This is a genomic window from Labedella populi, from assembly GCF_004078655.1.
Lineage (GTDB): Bacteria > Actinomycetota > Actinomycetes > Actinomycetales > Microbacteriaceae > Labedella > Labedella populi.
Genome location: NZ_RZNC01000005.1, coordinates 135,190 through 152,915, shown reverse-complemented (window position 1 = coordinate 152,915; position 17,726 = coordinate 135,190). Strand labels below are relative to the sequence as shown.

Sequence of the window (17,726 nt, the reverse complement as noted above, 5' to 3'; positions counted from 1 at the left end):
CCGCCACCACCGTCATGAACCGGCGTCATGAATCGGCGGGTGCGCGGTCTCTCGGATGGGCCGTGCGAACGCGCCCGAACAATCCGAAGGAGTGCCATGACCACCACCACCTTGAGTCCCCTGCCGCAGCGTTCGACCGAGGGAACCGGCGTCGACCTCGTGGGCGGAAGTCACACCGCCGATCAGCGGCTCGCCGCTCTCGTCGACGAGCTCTCGGACCGCGACCGGCGTCACCTGGCCGAGGCGGCCGCGCGGCGTCCCGTCCTCTGGCTGCTCGCGATGACCGCGACGGCCGTCGCACTCGCCCAGATGGCCGTATCGATCGCCGTCGCCCCGTTCTGAGGGGTTCGCGCCCGAGACTCCGCAGCGCTTAATTCCTTCCGTCGCCGTCAGAGACCGGGCGGGGTGTACGACGTGGAGAAGATCCGCCCCTCAACGCCACCACGCTCGCGGCGCTTCATTCGCGACCCCGGGCTGCCCACCCGGTCCGCGGACGTTCTCGTCAGCGCGCGGCGGGACGACGTTCGTCTCCGCTGCGCGCCAGATCGGCCTCCAGCTCGCGCACGATGGGGAGCACACGTTCCCCGAAGGCCTCGACCTCCTCGATGAAGTGCAGGAAGCCGAGGAGGAAGAGGTCGACGCCCTTCTTCTTGTATTCGATGATGCGGCGGGCGACGAACTCCGGGTCGCCGATGAGCTGGGTGCGGAAACCTCGTTGTACTGGACGAGGTCCTCGAACGAGGAATCCGCCCACATGCCCTTCTTGTCGCTCGTCGACGGTCCGGCCTGTTGCACGGACTTCCGGAAGCCCTCGACGGAGGCTGTGTCCGTCTTCGCGATGATCTCCCGCAACTGCTCGCGCGCCTCTTTCTCGCTGTCTCGCACGATCGCGAAGCCGTTGAGCCCGAACCGCACCGTGCGGCCGTGCTCCGCCGCCACCCGCGTGGTGCGGGATCGTGTGCTGTTCCGTTGGTCCGTCACCGTGCTCGTGGTCCTCGCCCCCGCGCTCGTCTCGGGGCTCGAGGTCTGGGCCCCCGCCCTCGCGGCGGCGGTCGTCCTGACCGTCGTCTTCGCGGTCCGCCGCCGGTCGGCCCTGCGGTTCTCGCTGCTTCCGTGGCAGCTCGTGCTGTTCGCCTCCGGACTCTTCCTGACCGTCGACGCGGCGCAGGGCCTCGGCCTCACGCACGCCGTGGCGGCTCTCGCCGGCACGGGAGACGGACCGGCGGAACTGCTCCGGCTCGCGTCCGTGTCGGCGGTCGGCGCGAACGCGCTCGACAACCTCCCCGCGTATCTCGCGTTCGAGCCCGCCGCCGGGAGCCCGGAGCGACTCGTCGCGCTCCTCATCGGCGTCAATGCCGGCCCCCTCGTGACGCCGTGGGCGTCGCTCGCGACGCTGCTCTGGCACGGGCGACTGACGTCGCTCGGGGTCGAGATCTCGTGGTGGAGGTTCGCCGGACTCGGTCTCATCGTCGCCCCGATCACCGTCGTCGCCGCGACCCTCGCGTTCGCGCTCACACTCTGACCGGTGGCCTAGCGCTCTCGCGGCCCGCTGTACATAGCCAAGTCGTCTAGCTATGTCGAGTGAGGATGATTCCACCGCACCGGAGTTCCGACGTCACGACCGGGGATTCGCACAGCGTGATGCAGACGTTCGCCGACCGAGCGGACGGACCATCCCCCCGTCAGCGGATGTGACGGAACGTGATCCGCGCTCGGCGCAGGGGGAGGCCCAGTCGATCCGCGCGGGAGTAGGCGACGAGGATCCCGGCGATCCCGCCGACCGCCTCGACGACCTCGGGGAGCGACATCCGATCGGTCTCGACGTGGGTCGCGAAGCGGTCGGTGCGCAGGGCCGCGTCGTTGTCGTCGAAGTGCTGTAACGGCCAGCCCTCGGGGTCCTCGAAGCGCGCGCGGACGCGGCGCCGCACGGAGTCGCGGGACGCGAGCAGCGTCACGTGATGCGTCTCGACACCGGCGGAGTGGAGGGTGCGGAACACGGTCTCGTGGCGGTCGGGGTCGGCGAGCGTCATCGGCACGATCACCGGGCCGGGGTGTCGCAGCGCGAGATCCGCGAGCAGCTCGGCGATGGTCGGCGTCCACCAGGGCGTCTCCTGGAAGTCGACGCGCAGCTCCGGCGGGTACATGCGCTGGATCCCGATGCCGAGCAGCTCCGGGTCGGAGACGACGCTTCCGCGGACCTGGCGATGCAGCTCGTGGGCGACGTGGGTCTTCCCGACGCCGAACGTCCCGTTGATCCACAGCAGCACGCTCCGACCCTATCGGTGGGGGCACCGGGGCCCGCGAGACCGCCGTCCGCACCCCGCCACGGTCGTAGGCTGGAGGGCATGCCAGCCGACAGACGGTTCACACCCGCGCCCGACGTCGCCCATGAGGGCACCGACGTCGTCGCGATCCTCTCGGCGATCGCGGGCGGTCTCGCGGTCGCGTGCTTCTTCGCCCCGTGGTTCTGGGTGATCTACGTCGCGATCGGCGTCGCGGTCCTCGGCTTCCTGCTCGGACTGCGCTCCCGCAAGCGGCTCCAGGCGGATCCGACACTCGGCGGAGCCGGGCTCTCGGCCTTCGGGTTCCTCGCATCGATCGTCGTGCTGATCGTGCGACTGCCCGTGCTCGTGATCGACATCTCGGTGCTCCTCGGCGCGAGTTAGACCGCGGCGGGCGCGGCCGGATGGAGCGCGGATCGACCGCGGATCGACCGCACCGCTCCGCCTCTCCGTCACGTAGCATGTCGGGCATGGCATCCGATCGCTCCGACGACATCGATCACCTCGACTTCGAGACCCCGAGCGATCTGGAACGTCAGTTCGCGGCGCCGGCCGCACGTCGGGACTCACCCGTGACGCCGATCGCGTCATCGCAGCGTCCGGAGCCCGACGACGATGACGACGAGGACGGCCCGACGCGACTGCCCTCCTACCGTCGACGCCGCGCGATCATGTTCCTCGTCGCGATCGTGCTCCTCGTCGCACTCTTCCTCTCGAGCGGCATCCTGAGTCTCTTCCGCCAGGCGCCGGCTCCCACGGACGACGGCGACCGCACGGTCAACGCCACCCGCCCCCTCCCCACCCCCTAAAACGAGAGAGCTACTGCGGCTCGAGGGCGACAGTTCCACGGGGCGCCCTCGCACCCGAACTGCGGCCCTCACGGCGCGGTGACGGCGGCCCGCGACGGCGGCCCGATCGGGGGATGGGCCGGCCGACCCTCGCGCTCCTACTCTGGGATGAGTCGGAGCGTGGCGCGGGGGAAGGAGTGGCCGATGGTCGCGACCCTGCACTTCAGCGGTCCCGTGTTCGAATGGCGGGGTCCGGCCCCCATCCATTTCGCGCGCATCCCCGAGGACGGCGCTGATCTCCTCGGCGAGCGCGTTCCTGTCGTGTCCTACGGCTGGGGGATGGTCCCGGTGTCCGTCCGCATCGGCGACACCGAGTGGAGGACGTCGCTGTGGCCGAAGGAAGGTGGCTACGTGCTGCCGGTGCGGGATAAGGTCCGCCGGGCGGAGCGGATCGCGCTCGATGGTGTGGTCGACGTGAGGATGACGGTGATCGGATCCTGACGGCTCGCCGGCTCGCCTCCCCGAGGGCGCCACGACAAACTGCCGCCCTCGGGCCGCAGTAGCCCTCTCAGACGAGGAGTCGGCCGAGTTCGTCCGCGCCCGCCTCGAGCGTCGCGAGCACATCCCCCGGGTCCTCGATGCGCGAACGGGGTGCCGCGAAACTGACGCTCGCGACGAGTCGCCCGCGCTCGTCGCGGATCGGCACCGCGAGGCATCCGAAGCCCGGGACGAGTTCGTCGACCTGTCGAGCGAAGCCGGCGCGGCGGGTCTCCTCGACGATCGCGCCGAGGGTGTGGCCGGATCGCGTGGACGTCGCGGAGACGCCGCGCTCGGCCAGGAGGAGCCGCCCCATGGCGGATGCGTCCCAGTCGCGTACGATCCGGTTCTCGTCCGAGAGGGGGAAGTCGTCGTCGACATCGACCACGGCGATCCGGTCCGTGTCGTAGCGGGCGAGATGGACACCTCCGCGGATCCCGGAACGCAAGCGCTCCATGACCTCGCGCGCGGCACGGGGCGGCGGGGACGGTGCGACGAGATGCGCGAGCTGGACGACCTTCCGGCCCAGAGTGAAGCCCGTGAGATCGGGCATTCGGACGAGGTACTCCTCCTGGACGAGGAGATTGATCAACCGGTAGGTCGTCGCGCGCGGCATCCCGAGGGCGTCGGAAATCTCGCGCGCGGTGACCCCGGCGCCGCGCGCCGCGACCTCCTCGAGCACCGCCAGAGCGCTGTGGATGGCCTTGGGCTGGCGCGCTCGCACGTCGTCGACGAGCGGTCGGGAGGGGCGGCCTCCGTCAGGTCCGTCCTCGGGTCCCGCTCCGTTCGTCGCGCGTGCCACGTCGCTCACCGTCACCCGCCGCCGGACCGTTCCGTCCCGCCGGGCCGTCCCGTGCCGTGGCCGCGGAGGGCGCCCCCGAGTACATCGCTCGCGATGGGCTCGTCGTGCACGCCGATCCGGTGCCTCAGGCCGGGGACGTTCCGATCGCGCACGAGCGCCCACACGAGGCCCGCCGCCATGACGGCGAGGAGCACCCACACGCCGGGCGAGCGTTCGCTCTGCGATTCCTCGCCGAGGTAGACGAGGAGAGCACCGAGGAGCAGACCCACCGTGAGGATCGAGCGCACGACGGGCGGCCAGGTCAGTTCGCCGATCCGGTGGAGGAACACGGGCGCGGCGGCGCAGACGAGGACGTAGGCGGTGATGTACCCCCCGGCGGCGACGACGATGAGGACCTGCATCGTGTCCCAGAGCGCTGCTCCGAGGAGAGCCGCGCCGACGGGTACCACGGCGACGAGCGGAGTCGACGCGACGACGGCGACGAACGGCGTCCGGAAACGTGAATGGGTGCTCCCGAGCACGGCCGGAGCGAGTCCTTCCCGCCCCATCGAGAAGAGCACGCGGACGAGCGCGGTCATCGACGCGATGGCGCACGCGACGAACGAGGTGGCGATGCTCAGATCGAGCAACGCGCCGACCCACGCGACACCGAACGCCGACGCCAGCTGATCCACCGGCATGACGCTCTCCGACATCCGTTCGCCGATGACGTCGAATCCGAGGACGAAGCTCGTGCTCGAGAGCACGTAGAGCGCTCCCGACACGACGACGGTCCAGACGATCGCGCGCGGGATGGTCCGGAACGGCGTCCGCGCCTCGACACCGAGGGTCGCTGCGCTCTCGAAGCCCACGAAGGCCGTGAGACCGAGCACGACGCCGACGGCGAGCGTGGGCGGCGAGACGGCCGCCGGCGACAGGACGCTCCAGTCCGCGCGTGGCGCGATTGCCTGGAGCAGGAGGACAACGAGCGTGACGATGATGCCGACGGACACCGCCTCCACGACGAGGGCGACGCGAGTGGAGACGCGGATACCGCGCGCGAGCACGAGGGCGACGAGGGCCGCGACGAGGGCGATCGTCCCGGCGAGGAGCACGGGCGACGCGTCGACGCCCGGGACGACGCGTGCGAGCAGGACGGACGCGTACGTCCCGGCGCCGCCGAGCGCGAACATCGAGATGAATCCGTACCCCGTCAGCAGCGCGACCCCCGCGACGAACGACGCCCGCGTGCCGAGGCCCTTCGCGACGAACGTGTAGAGGGAGCCCGTCGCCGCCATCCGGCGAGTGAACTCGTTCACGGCGGAGGCGACCAGGAGGGCGAGGACGGCGGCGAGGGCGAGCGACCACACCTGGGCGGCGCCCGCGACGACGCTCAGAAGGAGGGGCACCGTGGTCGCCGCGGCCGACGGCGCCGTGGCGGAGACCGACTGCCCGAGCACGTCGGCGAACCCGATGCTGCGCCGGGCGAGGCCGTGCATGGGGGAGCGCGATCCGATGCCGTCGATCGGTCGAGGGTCGCTGATCGCGCGTTCAAGAGCCGTCATGGTGCTTCTTCCTGATCGCCGCCCACGATACGAGCGTGTCGTTGCGGCACGACGACGGCCGTGTTTCGAGCGGGTCAACCCTGAATGAGACAGCCGCGCCGGACCGTCCCATTCACGACCTCCGAGTCGTTACGCACGGGAGACATCGCCGCAACGCGACCGGACCACAGTGGAGCCGAGCACCGCCACCGTCCCGTCCACCCCGACAACAGGAGATCCCCGTGACCGTCATGAAGGACCCGGCGCAGAGCGCCGCACCGATTCAGAAGGACCGCGCCCTGAAGGGGTCGCTCGGCGTCACCGCGATCGTGTTCATGGTGGTCGCCGCGGCCTCGCCGCTCACGGTCATCGGCGGAGCGGCGCCCCTCGGCATCCTCCTCGGCAACGGGGCAGGCTTCCCGAGCCTCTACGCGATCTCCGCCGTCATCCTGCTCCTCTTCTCCGTCGGGCTCGCGGCCATGACGAAGGTCGTGCCGAAGCCGGGCGCCTTCTTCACCTTCGTCGGCTACGGCCTCGGGCGGAGATCCGGACTCGCGGCCGCGTACCTCGCGCTGCTGACCTACACGACCATCCAGGTGAGCGTGCATGGCTACGTCGGCTACATCCTCCAGGTCACCGTGAGCGGCCTCGGCGGCCCCGACATCCCGTGGTACGTCTACTCGATCGCCGTGATCGCACTCGTCGGTCTGCTCGGGTACCACCACATCGACCTCTCCTCGAAAGTGCTCGGCGTGCTGCTCGTCGGCGAGATCGGCATCGTCCTCGGGCTCGTGGCGGCCGTCGTCTTCAGTGGGAACGCTCCGGAGGGACTCTCGCTCGCACCGTTCACCATGGAGAACCTCGCCTCCGGCAACCCGGGCGTCGGCCTCATGTTCGCGATCGCGGCCTTCATCGGCTTCGAGGCGACGGCCATCTTCCGCGACGAGGCGAAGGACCCCGACCGCACGATCCCGCGCGCGACCTACGCCGCCGTCATCGGCATCGGTGTCTTCTACACGCTCGCGTCGTGGGGTCTCGTGATGGCCGTGGGTCCCGAGGGCATCCTCGGCGTCCCGCTCGACCAGGCCGGCTCGCTCATCATCGTCACGACGGCGCAGTACCTCGGTGTCGTGGGCGAGGTCATCATCAACGTGCTCCTCATCACGAGCATGTTCGCGTGCGTGCTCTCGTTCCACAACGTCCTCACGCGGTACCAACACTCGATGGCGAACGCGGGAGTGCTCCCCGCCCGACTCGGCGACGTGCACGCGAAGCACCTGTCGCCCCACGCGTCCTCGCTCGTCCAGACCGCGACGGCGGCCGTGCTCATCGCCGCCTTCGCCGTGCTGGGGCTCGATCCCGTCCTGCAGGTGTTCACGTGGTTCGCCGGGGTCGCGACACTCGCCATCGCCGTGCTCATGGCCGCGACGAGTGTCGCCGTGATCGCCTACTTTCGGCGCAATCGCTCCGCCGACGCTCGCATGTGGAACACCGTGATCGCCCCCGTGCTCGGCTTCGTGGGCCTCGTGGTCTCCTCCGCCGTCATCATCGCCTACTTCCCGATCATGGTCGGCGACGTCGACGCCACGGGCACTCCGACGTTCGGGGCGGTCAGCGTGTTCCTGCTCGCGCTCGTCGTCGTCTTCCCCCTCATCGGCTGGGTCCAAGGCGCCGTGCTGCAGCGCCGTTCCCCCGCCACCTACGCCGACCTGACGGAGGCGATCTCCTCCTGACGTACAGCCGCCGGCGGACCGACCCGGTCGCCCTCCTCTCCCGACTCCAGTCCCGACTCCAGCTCCGACTCCAGCTCCGACCAGCATCGAAAGGCCAGACATGACGATCGCCGACCTCCACTCCACCGACGAGAGCACGAACGCGGACGGGGGCGTGCACCCGCTCGGAAACCTCACCGCGGCGGAGTACGAGACCATCCGCTCGATCGTCTCCGCGTCCGACGAGTTCGCCGAGACGGTGCGGTTCGCCTACGTGGGCCTCGACGAGCCGCACAAGCGCGAGGTGCTCGCCTGGCAGGCGGGCGACGCCCCGCTCCCCGACCGCCGGGCACGGGTCCTCCTCCTCGACATGGCGACGGGCCGCTCGACCGACAACATCGTGTCCCTGACGGCGGGGACGTTCGAGACCCGTCAGATCCTCGACGGGTCTCGCGGGCAGCTGCCGATCCTCGACGCCGAATTCGAGGAGATCTGGAGCATCGTTGCCGACGACCCGCGCTGGGTCGACGCGCTCGCGACGCGCGGGCTCACCGTCGACCAGGTCATGTGCGTTCCGCTCTCGGCCGGGTCGTACGACTTCCCGGAGGAGAAGGGCCTCCGGATCCTGCGCGTTCTCGCATTCCGGCAGGACTATCCTGAGGACCACCCGTGGGCGCACCCGGTCGACGGGCTGAGCGCCTACGTCGATGCGGCGAACCGTCGCATCACGCGCCTGATCGACGACCGAGTGATGCCGATCCCCTCGACGAGCGGCAACTTCGACGATCCCGCGCTGCAGGGCGCCCCGCTCGAGACCCTCAAGCCGATCGTGATCACGCAGCCGGAGGGCGCGAGCTTCGACGTGGACGGCGACATGGTCACCTGGGCGAACTGGCGGTTCCAGGTGGGCTTCGACGTCCGCGAGGGCCTCGTGCTCCGTCAACTGAGCTTCGACGACCACGGCGAGACCCGCCCCGTCATCTACCGGGCGTCAATCGACGAGATGCTCGTGCCCTACGGCGACCCCAGCCCCGTGCGCTTCTGGCAGAACTACTTCGACACGGGGGAGTATCTCTTCGGCCGCTACACGAACTCGCTCGAGCTCGGCTGCGACTGCGTCGGCGAGATCCGCTACTTCGACGTGACGGTGGCCGACGAGCTCGGCGCCCCGCGGACCATCTCCAACGGCATCTGCATGCACGAGGAGGACTTCGGGACGCTGTGGAAGCACAGCGACCTCTTCACGGGCTCCAACGAGGTGCGCCGCAGCCGTCGCCTCGTCATCTCGTTCTTCACGACCGTCGGCAACTACGACTACGGCTTCTACTGGTACCTCTACCTGGACGGCACGATCGAGTGCGAGGCCAAGCTCACCGGTGTCCTCTTCACCTCGTCGTTCGCGGGCGACGCCGAGGACGGCACCGCATACCCCTTCGCGTCGGAGGTCGCTCCCGGTCTCGGAGCCCCCTACCACCAGCACCTCTTCTCCGCCCGCCTCGACATGATGGTCGACGGAGTCGCGAACGCCGTCGACGAAGTGGACGCCGTTCGACTCCCCGTGAGCGAGACCAATCCGCACGGCAACGCCTTCACCAAGCGCGTCACGCGGATCCGCGGCGAGGCCGAGTCGGGGCGCACGGCGGACGCCTCGGTGGCGCGCAGCTGGTTCGTCTCGAGCACGGAGAAGACGAACGCCATGGGCCGCCCGACGGGATACGTCCTCTATCCCCAGGACGCGCCGACGCTCATGGCTGATTCCTCCTCGTCGATCGCCCGGCGCGCGGAGTTCGCCACGAAGCACCTCTTCGTCACCAAGTACGACCCGGCGGAGCGATACGCGGCGGGCGACTTCGTGCACCAGAACCCCGGCGGCGACGGACTGTCGCGCTTCATCGCGGACGACGCCCCCGTCGACGGCGAGGACATCGTGGTGTGGCACACCTTCGGTCCGACCCACTTCCCCCGTCCGGAGGACTGGCCCGTCATGCCGGTCGACTACGCCAAGTTCACCCTCAAGCCATACGGTTTCTTCGATCGGAATCCCGCGCTCAACGTCCCGGCGCCCGTCGTCGCCCACTGCTCGATGTCGCCGGGCGCAGGGGTGCACGGCGAGCACGCGGGTCACGGCCACGCAGGGGCGCACGACCACGCCCACATCGATCACGGCGGCCACGACCACGCGGGTCATGACGGCACAGCGCACTGACGGCCCGTGACCGAACTCCTGCACGTCGCGGCGCTCCTGCCGGCGACCCTCGGTGTGTGCTGCACCGCGGCCCGCCGACGGGCGACGCCCGAGCTCGTGGCGGCGATCGTCATGCTCGTGGTGATGGCGGATCTCGCGCTCGGCGTCGTCTCGGTGCCGCCCATCACCTGGACGGCGGTGCTCGTGGCGACGGCGTTGAGCGTGGTCTGGTCCTCCCGGCGTCGGGAGGACCGGTCGCCCGTCGGGCGGGACGCCCCGGGCACGGGACGGGGTCCGGCGGTCGCAGCGGTCGCTCCGATCACGGGGAGGCACACGGCTCGCGGGATGAGCGTGATGACGGCGGCGGGCGCCCTCGTCATGGCCGGTCTCGCGTCCCTCATGTCCCCCGCCGTTCCCGGCTCGGCCGACGCGGCCGTCACGACGGCCTCGTCGGCGGCGGTGGGCGGTCATCACGCCGTGGACGCGCTCGGCGGCGTCCTCCCCGCTGCCGTCCTTCTGGCGGCGGCCGTCTACACCGGAGTCGTCGTGTGGGGCGTCGTCCGCGGGGTCCGGGAGCGGCGGAGGCGTCTGGAGACCGCCGAGCTCGCGAGCATGGCGACCTCCGTCGCCCTCATGGCGCTCGTCGTCGCCGTCTGAGCCGTCGCCGTCTGAGCCGTCGTCCGAGAGGCCGTCGTCGAGCGCGCTCCGCAAGCGGTCAGGGGTGCCGTCTACACTCGTGACGTCATGACCCCACTCCTCCGCGCACCCGCCGATCGTCGCGCGGGAGCCTGGTGGTGACCGCTCGCCGCCGTCCCGCACGGTCGAGCTCGCGGAGTCGGTCTCGGCCCCGTCCCCGCCGCCGTTCGACGGGATCGGGCGGACTCGTGGCCACCGCCGTCGTCGCCTCCGTGGTCGCGGTCGGGATCGTCGTGTCCCTCGTCGTCCTGGCGACGGGGGTCGGCTCGACCGGCCCCGACGCCGATGCCGCTCCGCCTCCCGGCGCGACGGATCCCATCGTGGAATCGAACCAGATCGACGCCGTGCCCGTGCCCGCGAACCGCTCCGTCTCCGCCCTTCCCGACCCCGACTGGGTCGCCGAGATCGCCGGGCGCACCGGCATCCCCATCCGATCGTTGGCCGCCTACGCGGGCGCGGCTCTGCGTCTGGCCGAGGAGCAGCCCGACTGCCGGCTCGAATGGACGACCCTCGCCGCGATCGGGAGGGTCGAGACCGTGCACGCCACGATCTTCGACTCGGCGCTCGATGATGACGGGCGATCATCGCCGCCGATCGTCGGGATCGCGCTCGACGGTGACGGTGTGCTCGCGATCGCCGACACGGACCACGGGGCGCTCGACGGCGATGCGCAGTGGGACCGCGCCGTCGGTCCGATGCAGTTCATCCCGTCCACCTGGGCGATCGTCGGAGCGGACGGGAACGCCGACGGCGTCGCCGACGCCCAGCAGATCGACGACGCGGTCCTCACGGCCGGGCGCTACCTCTGCGCGCACGAACGCGATCTCTCGAGCTCCGCCGACTGGATCGCCGCCGTCCACGCCTACAACCCGAACACCGAGTACAACAACGCGGTCGCGGACTTCGCCGACCGGTACGCCACGGCGGCGAACGGCTAGCGACGGTCGGTGTGCGCCGTCGCGCCGACGGGTCGCGGCAGCCCTCCACCGCATCGATCGCCCGGCCGACGGGGCCCGACGGCTACCGATACGATGGTCGGCATGGTGAAAATGGCCGAGGCGCTCGTGCGCCTGCAGACCCTCGCCGAACTCCCCACGGTCGCCACGGTGGCCGCGGCATTCCGTGAGGCCGGTCACGAACTGGCACTCGTCGGGGGCCCGGTCCGCGATGCGATGCTCGGGCGGGGGACCAACGACCTCGACTTCACGACCGATGCGCGCCCGGACGAGATCCTGCGGATCGTCACACCCATCTCGACCGCGCAGTGGGACATCGGCCGCGAGTTCGGCACGATCGGCGCCCGGATCGACGCCGAGACCGTCGAGATCACCACGTACCGGGCCGATGAGTACGACGGCACGACGCGGAAGCCCGTCGTCGCGTTCGGGGACTCGCTCGAGGGCGACCTCGTGCGCCGCGACTTCACCGTCAACGCGATGGCCCTGCGGGTTCCCGAGGTCGCACTCGTCGACCCCTCCGGCGGTGTCGAGGACCTCGTCGCCGGGATCCTGCGGACGCCGATCGAACCGGAGGTCAGCTTCGGCGACGATCCGCTGCGCATGTTGCGGGCCGCGCGATTCGCCGGGCAGCTGGGGTTCTCCGTCCACGCCGATGTGCGCACCGCGATGGCGGAGCGCGCGGCGACGCTGGACATCGTGAGCGCCGAGCGCATCCAGGGGGAGCTCACCAAACTGCTCTCGACGGACGCGCCGCGCGAGGGGATTCGCCTCCTCGTCGACACAGGGCTCGCCGAGCGGTTCCTGCCCGAGATCCCGGCGCTGCGGTTGGAGATTGACGAGCACCACCACCACAAGGACGTGTACGAGCACTCCCTCACGGTGCTCGACCAGGCCATCGGGTATGAGAAGCAGAGGCACCCGGGGGAGGCGCCGGACCTCGTTCTGCGCCTCGCGGCACTCCTCCACGACATCGGCAAGCCGGCCACGAAGCGCACGGAGGCCGGCGGGGTGACGTTCTACCACCACGACATCGTGGGCGCGAAGCTCGCGAAGAAGCGGCTCACCACGCTCCGGTACGACGGCGACACGATCCGCGACGTCGCGCGCCTCGTCGAACTGCACCTCCGCTTCTTCGGGTACACCGAAGCGGCGTGGAGCGATTCCGCGGTCCGGCGCTACGTCCGCGACGCCGGTCCACTGCTCGAGCGGCTTCACATGCTGACCCGCGCCGACGTCACCACCCGCAACCGCCGCAAGGCCGACCGGTTGGGCTTCGCCTACGACGACCTCGAGGACCGCATCGCCGTGCTGCGTGAGCAGGAGCAGATCGACGCCGTGCGGCCGGAGCTCGACGGCAACCGCATCCAAGAGGTGCTCGGCGTGCCCCCGGGACGAGTCATCGGGGAGGCGTACCGCTTCCTCCTGGAGCTGCGGCTCGACGACGGCCCTCTCGGCGAGGAGGAGGCGGAGCGCCGTCTCTTGGCATGGTGGGCCGAACGCGACGAACGCGGTTGATCGTGCGAGCCCGGGTACCTGGATGCGCACTCACATCGCGGAGGTGAGGGCCTCTCACTGGGCCGATCCGGGGTGTCGGGCGTATCCTTTCCTTCGGTCGTCCCGCCGAAGCGGCATGCGGACGGCCATGTAAGGCGGAACCCGAGGCCACGACCGCCGTGGCATTCCGCCCGTCGGAGCCGGGCAGTGAGGTGTCCGGTACCGCCCGGTTCGCGTGTCGCCCGCCGATGCCGACCGGACCGAGAAGCCGAAGGACGCCCCATGACACATCGCATCGCCCGCCTCGCCGCCCTCGCCACCGCCGCCTCGCTCGCATTGGCGGCGTGCGCTCCCGAGCCGCGGCCCGACGCCGCGGACCCCACGACCGTGACCTTCCGCTTGTGGGACCCGACAGTCGCCGCGGCGTACGAGGACTCCTTCGCCGCCTTCGAGGAGGAGCACGCCGACATCGACGTGCAGATCAACGTCGTCGAGTGGGCCGATTACTGGACGGATCTCCGGACGGATGTCGCCGAACAGACGATGGACGACCTCTTCTGGGTCAACAACTCCTACTACGGGGCGTACGCCGACGCCGGTACGCTCGTCGACATCGACGAGGCCCTCGGGGAGGCGGCGAAGGACGCGTGGGAGCCGAGCGTCGTCGACCAGTTCACACGTGATGACACGCTGTGGGGTGTGCCGCAGTTGTACGACGGCGGCGTCGCCGTTTACTACAACGCGGCACTCCTGGAGGCCGCGGGTCTCACGCCCGCCGACATCGAGGACCTCACGTGGTCGCCGGACCCCGAGCAGGACACGTACACTCAGGTCGCCCGGTCCCTCACCCTCGACTCGTCCGGGCGCGCCGTCGGCGCCGAGGGCTTCGACCCCAATGCCATCACGCAATACGGCACCAACCTCGCCTACGACCTCCAGGCGATCCTCCTGCCGTTCATCGGCTCGAACGGCGGCACCTTCCAGGACGGCGAGCGCTTCACCTTCGGTGAGGAGAAGGCCACGGAGGCCATCTCCTACGTCGTATCGAAGATTCGGACCGACCGCGTCGCACCGAGCCCGCGCGAGACGAACGAGAACGGCGACTTCAGTCGTGATGCGTTCGTCGACGGACGGATCGCGATGTTCCAGTCGGGCGTCTACAACCTGAAGAACGTCGAGGCCGGCGCTGAGTTCGAGTGGGGCGTCGTCCCCATCCCGGAGGGCCCGGCCGGCCGTGTCTCGGTGACGAACGGAGTGGTCGTCGCCGGAAACGCCGCGTCCGAGAAGCGGGACGCCATCACCGAGGTCCTCGAGTGGCTCGGGTCGGAGGACGGCGCTGCTCCCCTCGGCGAGACGGGTGCGGCGGTACCCGGCGTGACCGAGGCGCAGAGCACCTTCTTCGACTACTGGGAGGAGCAGGGTGTGGACATCGACCCGTTCTTCGATGTCGTCGGAGATGACACCATCCCCGCGCCGACCGGTGCGGACTTCGCGAAGGCGCTCGAACAGTACGACCCGATCCTGCGGGACGTCTTCCTCGGTGTGGTCCCCGCCGACACCGGTCTCCGTCGGGCGGAGGACGCGGCCAACACGGCCGTCGCGGGCTGACCACCCCGCACGTCCCGCTGAGCCTCCCCAAGTAGTCACTTTGAGCGAATTGCGTCCCATGTAGGCGACGCATTCCGCTCAAAGTGACTACCCGAGCGGGGAAAGCGCGTGGGCGTCTGCCGTCCACAGATAGGGCGAGCGCCACTTGTCCACCGAGGGCGGCTCCTCGGGCATCCGGCTACGGCCTGTCAGCGCAGACTGCGTGCATGTCTGACAGGAGTTCGTTGCAGGGACTGCCCCTCATCTCGTCGAAGGACCACCGCAGTCTGGGGCGGCAACGGCGCCCCTCCGACGCCGACGGCGAGAGGCGGATCCGGCGCGGGGTGTACGTCGCGTCCGAACAGTGGGATCGTGCCGACGACGCGGCGCGGTATGTCTCGCGGATCCGTGCCGTCGCCGCCACGCGTATGACCGACATCGTCTTCTCGCACCAGTCGGCTGCGGTCCTCCTCGGGCTGCCGCTGCTGGGCGGCAGCCCCCTCGCCGTTCACGCGACGACGTCCCCGGCCTCTCGGCGGCGAAGTCGCGCGGGCGTGATGTGGCACCACGTCCGACTCGAGGGGGGCGAGGCCGTCGGAGAATTCGACGGTCGCATCAAGTACTCGCGGAATCGTCTCCCGGGCGAGGCGTCGGTCGAAGACGTCGTCTGGGCGGAGAAGCGCCGCGAGGACGACCTCCGCGCGGCGCAGTCAGAGGTCGTCCGATGGACCTGGCAGGACGCCCTCGACGGGACGTCCTTGATCACCGCTCTGGCACGACACGGAATCGCGGCCTCCGCTCCTCATCGATCGCTCCCCGTCTTCACGAAAGGAAAATCATGACCATCACGATCGTGCCCAACGCCACCCTCGCTCTCAGCCGCGGCAGCGCGGTAGTCAGTTCGAGCGGTGCGCGACGCGCAGAGGCGACCCACACCGCTCGAAGTGACTACATGGACGTGGAGCGGAACACGCGCATGGCGGTTCCCCGCGATGTCCGGTACGATAGGCAGGTTGCCCGCGTGGATCCGATCCGCTTCCCGCGTCGCAACGATGCTGATTACCCTCCTGTTGCAGACCGTCTGCAGCCGTTCAAGTCCGAAGGAGGTGGGTTAGTGACGCATCAGTACGAACTCATGGTCATCCTGGACCCCGAGATCGACGAGCGCACTGTCGCTCCGAGTCTCGACAAGTTCCTCAACGTCATCCGCAACGATGGTGGAACGATCGACAACATCGACATCTGGGGCCGTCGTCGCCTCGCTTACGAGATCAACAAGAAGACCGAGGGCATCTACGCCGTCGTCAACTTCACGGCGAACTCCACTGCGACCGACGAGCTCGACCGCCAGCTGAAGCTGTCCGAGGCCGTCATGCGCACCAAGGTGCTGCGTGCGGAAGAGGGTTTCGCCCTCGTCGCCGCGGAGAAGAAGCGCGCTGAGGCCAAGGCCGCTCGTGCCAGCAAGGCCCCCGCCAAGGCTGCCGCGAAGGACGCCTAGTCAGATGGCCGGCGAGACGATCATCACCGTCGTGGGCAACCTCACGGCCGACCCCGAACTGCGCTACACGCAGAACGGGCTCGCGGTTGCCAACTTCACGATCGCTTCCACCCCTCGTTCCTTCGACCGGGCATCCGGCGAATGGAAGGACGGTGAGGCGCTCTTCCTCCGGGCGAGCGTGTGGCGTGAATTCGCCGAGCACGTCGCCGGTTCGCTCACGAAGGGCAGCCGCGTCATCGCGACCGGTCGCCTCAAGCAGCGTTCCTACGAGACGAAGGAAGGCGAGAAGCGCACGTCGATCGAACTCGAGATCGACGAGATCGGTCCGTCGCTGCGTTACGCCACCGCACAGGTGAGCCGCGCGCAGTCGTCCGGTGCCGGCGGTGGCGGCGGTCGTGGTGGGGCTCCTGCCGTGACTGACGAGCCGTGGGCCGCGAGTGCTCCCGCCACGTCGACCTCCGGGTCGGCGGACGGCTGGAACACGCCGGGCTCCTACTCGGACGACACTCCCTTCTGATCCTCCTGACCGCAGCGGCGCAGCGCGTCACGAGCGGTGAGAACACTCTTCATACGTAAAGGAAACCCACATGGCTGGAAAGTCTGGCGGCCCGAGCCGCAAGCCCGCCCGCGGGAAGGGCGCGAAGAACGCGGCCCCCGCGAAGGCGATCCGTGTCGGCGTCATCGACTACAAGGACGTCGCCACGCTCCGCAAGTTCATCTCCGAGCGCGGCAAGATCCGTGCTCGCCGTATCACCGGTGTCTCCGTCCAGGAGCAGCGCCTCATCGCACGTGCCGTCAAGAACGCGCGCGAGATGGCTCTGCTTCCCTACGCCGGTTCTGGCCGCTAAGGAGCGCTCCCATGTCGAAACTGATTCTGACGCACGAGGTCACCGGCCTCGGCACCCCCGGCGATGTCGTCGAGGTGAAGAACGGGTACGCCCGCAACTACCTCATTCCGCAGGGCTTCGCCGTGGCGTGGACCCGTGGTGGAGCGAAGCAGGTCGAGCAGATCAAGGCGGCTCGCGCCGCTCGTGAGCTCGCCACCCTCGAAGAGGCGCAGTCGCTCAAGGCGAGCCTCGAGTCGAACACCGTGAAGCTCGCCGTCAAGGCGGGTGCGGAGGGGCGTCTCTTCGGCTCGGTCAAGACCGTCGACGTCGCGGAGGCCGTCAAGGCCGCCGGGCTCGGCGAGATCGACCGTCGCAAGATCGAGATCCCGACCCCCATCAAGTCGGTCGGAACCCACGAGGCCACCGTGCGCCTCCGTGAGGACCTCTCCGCGACGATCACCCTCCAGGTGGTCGCGAGCAAGTAAGTCGTCGAGCGGCGCTCACAGCCCGCTCCACGTCGCCTCGAGGCGGCGATCGGACTCCGGTCCGGTCGCCGCCTTTCGCGTGTCGGGACCCGAGCGCCTGAGAGGGGAGCGTGCGGGGTTCTGCGCTCGACGGAACATGAGTACTGCTCGGTGATGAGGGGTGAATCGCAGATTTCTCGGGCGATGAAAGTGTGCACTTGTGCACAGGCTGCTTGTCAAATCAAAACCCTCAAGCGGTACTTGAAGCTGTTTTTACCCACAGGCGGTGGAAACTCTACTTTCCCGATGAGAGGCACTTTATTCGACCGTATCGCCCTAGTCTGGTCGAGTTGTCCACAGGTTCTGTTCACA

General features: G+C 69.5%; 19 protein-coding genes and 1 pseudogene. 16 read left to right on the top strand and 4 right to left on the bottom strand.

The window, feature by feature from the left end:
- Window positions 1–96: 96 nt before the first annotated feature.
- Window positions 97–342: a hypothetical protein gene (locus tag ELQ92_RS13600; protein WP_128499858.1), complete on the top strand. Its 246-nt coding sequence runs from the start codon at window positions 97–99 to the stop codon at window positions 340–342.
- 160 nt (window positions 343–502) lie between these two features.
- On the opposite strand, the pseudogene ELQ92_RS13595 reads toward ELQ92_RS13600, so the two are convergent.
- Window positions 503–936: pseudogene (locus ELQ92_RS13595) on the bottom strand (LLM class flavin-dependent oxidoreductase); the annotation flags it as partial.
- On the opposite strand from ELQ92_RS13595, the gene ELQ92_RS13590 reads away from it, so the two are divergent.
- Window positions 839–1,522: an SLC13 family permease gene (locus ELQ92_RS13590; RefSeq protein ID WP_128499857.1), complete on the top strand. Its 684-nt coding sequence runs from the start codon at window positions 839–841 to the stop codon at window positions 1,520–1,522. The pseudogene ELQ92_RS13595 and the gene ELQ92_RS13590 overlap by 98 nt on opposite strands.
- A gap of 160 nt (window positions 1,523–1,682) precedes the next feature.
- Here the strand turns inward: ELQ92_RS13590 and ELQ92_RS13585 are convergent, their stop codons facing one another.
- On the bottom strand, window positions 1,683–2,267 hold the full coding sequence (locus ELQ92_RS13585; protein WP_128499856.1) for an AAA family ATPase: 585 nt from the start codon (window positions 2,265–2,267) through the stop codon (window positions 1,683–1,685).
- A gap of 78 nt (window positions 2,268–2,345) precedes the next feature.
- Here ELQ92_RS13585 and ELQ92_RS13580 point away from each other — a divergent pair, with 78 nt between their 5' ends.
- From ELQ92_RS13580 to ELQ92_RS13570, 3 genes are all read left to right on the top strand, one after another.
- On the top strand, window positions 2,346–2,666 hold the full coding sequence (locus tag ELQ92_RS13580; protein ID WP_128499855.1) for a hypothetical protein: 321 nt from the start codon (window positions 2,346–2,348) through the stop codon (window positions 2,664–2,666).
- Between the two features lie 86 nt (window positions 2,667–2,752).
- Window positions 2,753–3,091 (top strand): hypothetical protein, encoded by a 339-nt coding sequence (locus tag ELQ92_RS13575; RefSeq protein ID WP_128499854.1) that lies wholly within the window; start codon window positions 2,753–2,755, stop codon window positions 3,089–3,091.
- Window positions 3,092–3,274: 183 nt separating this feature from the next.
- On the top strand, window positions 3,275–3,571 hold the full coding sequence (locus ELQ92_RS13570) for a DUF1905 domain-containing protein (protein WP_128499853.1): 297 nt from the start codon (window positions 3,275–3,277) through the stop codon (window positions 3,569–3,571).
- A gap of 67 nt (window positions 3,572–3,638) precedes the next feature.
- Here ELQ92_RS13570 and ELQ92_RS13565 read toward each other — a convergent pair whose 3' ends face one another.
- Complete coding sequence (locus ELQ92_RS13565; RefSeq protein WP_243695038.1) at window positions 3,639–4,409, bottom strand: IclR family transcriptional regulator; 771 nt, start codon at window positions 4,407–4,409, stop codon at window positions 3,639–3,641.
- Window positions 4,410–4,420: 11 nt separating this feature from the next.
- Complete coding sequence (locus tag ELQ92_RS13560) at window positions 4,421–5,953, bottom strand: APC family permease (protein WP_128499852.1); 1,533 nt, start codon at window positions 5,951–5,953, stop codon at window positions 4,421–4,423.
- A 230-nt stretch (window positions 5,954–6,183) separates the two neighbouring features.
- Between ELQ92_RS13560 and ELQ92_RS13555 the strand changes: the two genes are divergently transcribed.
- The 11 genes from ELQ92_RS13555 (at window position 6,184) to rplI (ending at window position 17,375) form a co-directional block, all read left to right on the top strand.
- On the top strand, window positions 6,184–7,665 hold the full coding sequence (locus ELQ92_RS13555; protein WP_128499944.1) for an APC family permease: 1,482 nt from the start codon (window positions 6,184–6,186) through the stop codon (window positions 7,663–7,665).
- Between the two features lie 100 nt (window positions 7,666–7,765).
- A complete protein-coding gene (locus ELQ92_RS13550; protein WP_128499851.1) occupies window positions 7,766–9,850 on the top strand; it encodes a primary-amine oxidase in 2,085 nt (694 codons plus the stop codon).
- A 6-nt stretch (window positions 9,851–9,856) separates the two neighbouring features.
- Window positions 9,857–10,486 (top strand): hypothetical protein, encoded by a 630-nt coding sequence (locus ELQ92_RS13545; RefSeq protein ID WP_128499850.1) that lies wholly within the window; start codon window positions 9,857–9,859, stop codon window positions 10,484–10,486.
- Window positions 10,487–10,713: 227 nt separating this feature from the next.
- A complete protein-coding gene (locus tag ELQ92_RS13540; protein WP_208004390.1) occupies window positions 10,714–11,463 on the top strand; it encodes a lytic transglycosylase domain-containing protein in 750 nt (249 codons plus the stop codon).
- A 102-nt stretch (window positions 11,464–11,565) separates the two neighbouring features.
- Window positions 11,566–12,999: a CCA tRNA nucleotidyltransferase gene (locus ELQ92_RS13535; protein ID WP_128499848.1), complete on the top strand. Its 1,434-nt coding sequence runs from the start codon at window positions 11,566–11,568 to the stop codon at window positions 12,997–12,999.
- A gap of 261 nt (window positions 13,000–13,260) precedes the next feature.
- Window positions 13,261–14,586, top strand: a complete 1,326-nt coding sequence (locus ELQ92_RS13530; RefSeq protein WP_128499847.1) for an ABC transporter substrate-binding protein — start codon at window positions 13,261–13,263, stop codon at window positions 14,584–14,586.
- Window positions 14,587–14,792: 206 nt separating this feature from the next.
- On the top strand, window positions 14,793–15,407 hold the full coding sequence (locus ELQ92_RS13525) for a hypothetical protein (protein ID WP_128499846.1): 615 nt from the start codon (window positions 14,793–14,795) through the stop codon (window positions 15,405–15,407).
- Window positions 15,408–15,679: 272 nt separating this feature from the next.
- On the top strand, window positions 15,680–16,063 hold the full coding sequence (gene rpsF, locus ELQ92_RS13520) for a 30S ribosomal protein S6 (protein WP_128499943.1): 384 nt from the start codon (window positions 15,680–15,682) through the stop codon (window positions 16,061–16,063).
- A gap of 4 nt (window positions 16,064–16,067) precedes the next feature.
- The gene (locus ELQ92_RS13515) at window positions 16,068–16,580 is read left to right on the top strand and encodes a single-stranded DNA-binding protein (RefSeq protein WP_128499845.1); all 513 of its coding nucleotides are present in this window, start codon (window positions 16,068–16,070) and stop codon (window positions 16,578–16,580) included.
- A 70-nt stretch (window positions 16,581–16,650) separates the two neighbouring features.
- Window positions 16,651–16,911 carry a 30S ribosomal protein S18 gene (gene rpsR / locus ELQ92_RS13510; protein ID WP_128495110.1) on the top strand — a complete coding sequence of 87 codons (261 nt, stop codon included), beginning with the start codon at window positions 16,651–16,653 and terminating at the stop codon, window positions 16,909–16,911.
- Window positions 16,912–16,922: 11 nt separating this feature from the next.
- A complete protein-coding gene (gene rplI / locus ELQ92_RS13505; protein ID WP_128499844.1) occupies window positions 16,923–17,375 on the top strand; it encodes a 50S ribosomal protein L9 in 453 nt (150 codons plus the stop codon).
- Window positions 17,376–17,726 lie beyond the last annotated feature (351 nt).

Coding starts and splice junctions, on each gene's coding strand:
- rpsR (WP_128495110.1), top strand. CDS start 16,651: ATGGCTGGAAAGTCTGGCGGCCCGAGCCGCAAGCCCGCCCGCGGGAAG.
- rplI (WP_128499844.1), top strand. CDS start 16,923: ATGTCGAAACTGATTCTGACGCACGAGGTCACCGGCCTCGGCACCCCC.
- ELQ92_RS13560 (WP_128499852.1), bottom strand. CDS start 5,953: ATGACGGCTCTTGAACGCGCGATCAGCGACCCTCGACCGATCGACGGC.
- ELQ92_RS13515 (WP_128499845.1), top strand. CDS start 16,068: ATGGCCGGCGAGACGATCATCACCGTCGTGGGCAACCTCACGGCCGAC.
- ELQ92_RS13525 (WP_128499846.1), top strand. CDS start 14,793: ATGTCTGACAGGAGTTCGTTGCAGGGACTGCCCCTCATCTCGTCGAAG.
- ELQ92_RS13555 (WP_128499944.1), top strand. CDS start 6,184: ATGAAGGACCCGGCGCAGAGCGCCGCACCGATTCAGAAGGACCGCGCC.
- ELQ92_RS13530 (WP_128499847.1), top strand. CDS start 13,261: ATGACACATCGCATCGCCCGCCTCGCCGCCCTCGCCACCGCCGCCTCG.
- ELQ92_RS13535 (WP_128499848.1), top strand. CDS start 11,566: ATGGTGAAAATGGCCGAGGCGCTCGTGCGCCTGCAGACCCTCGCCGAA.
- ELQ92_RS13580 (WP_128499855.1), top strand. CDS start 2,346: ATGCCAGCCGACAGACGGTTCACACCCGCGCCCGACGTCGCCCATGAG.
- ELQ92_RS13550 (WP_128499851.1), top strand. CDS start 7,766: ATGACGATCGCCGACCTCCACTCCACCGACGAGAGCACGAACGCGGAC.
- ELQ92_RS13600 (WP_128499858.1), top strand. CDS start 97: ATGACCACCACCACCTTGAGTCCCCTGCCGCAGCGTTCGACCGAGGGA.
- ELQ92_RS13570 (WP_128499853.1), top strand. CDS start 3,275: ATGGTCGCGACCCTGCACTTCAGCGGTCCCGTGTTCGAATGGCGGGGT.
- ELQ92_RS13575 (WP_128499854.1), top strand. CDS start 2,753: ATGGCATCCGATCGCTCCGACGACATCGATCACCTCGACTTCGAGACC.
- ELQ92_RS13590 (WP_128499857.1), top strand. CDS start 839: ATGATCTCCCGCAACTGCTCGCGCGCCTCTTTCTCGCTGTCTCGCACG.